Origin of the sequence: Streptomyces sp. SID5910 (assembly GCF_009862125.1) — a bacterium.
Lineage (GTDB): Bacteria > Actinomycetota > Actinomycetes > Streptomycetales > Streptomycetaceae > Streptomyces.
In genome coordinates, this window is sequence record NZ_WWHX01000321.1 from 1 (window position 1) to 575 (window position 575).

Below are 575 nucleotides of genomic sequence, written 5' to 3' on the forward strand. Positions count from 1 at the left end.
CACCGGCAAACCCCGGCCCACCGGACCCCGCTCAACCCCCCAGCATCCGACGCAACCCATCCCGCAGAGCGACCCGCTCCCCCTCCGACAACCCCGCCAACGGCTCCCGAGCAAAGCGCAGCGACTCCCGTAGCCCCCGGGCCACCCGCCGCCCCTCCTCCGTCGCCGCCGCCACCTTCACCCGCCGGTCGTCCGGGTCAGGCCGCCGCTCGACCAGCCCCCGCGCCTCCAGCCGGTCCACGATCCCGGTGACGTTCGACGGCTCGCACTTCAGCTTCTGCGCCAGCTTCCGCATCGGCAGCGGCTCCAGCGAGAGCAGGCTGAGCAGCTTGGCCTGCGCCCCGGTGAGGGCCCGCTCCGCCGCCGCCTCCTCGTAGTCCGCGTGGAAACGGGCCACGACCTCGCCGATCAGCTCGACGACTTCGAGGGTGAGCGCGTCGGGTCGGCGGGGAGTGTCGCGTGGTGTGGCCATGGAAACCAGGGTACCCAGTTGTTTGACAACCTGAAATGTTCAGCCGCATGGTTGTTTCAGCACCTGAAACACCTGCCACCCCGGCCCCACCCCCGAACATCCC

The 575-nt window shown here is 70.8% G+C and carries 1 protein-coding gene; it reads right to left on the reverse strand.

Annotated elements, in window-relative coordinates; genetic code table 11:
* Positions 1-31 precede the first annotated feature (31 nt).
* Complete coding sequence (locus GTW67_RS10865; protein ID WP_161164593.1) at positions 32-472, reverse strand: MarR family winged helix-turn-helix transcriptional regulator; 441 nt, start codon at positions 470-472, stop codon at positions 32-34.
* Positions 473-575 lie beyond the last annotated feature (103 nt).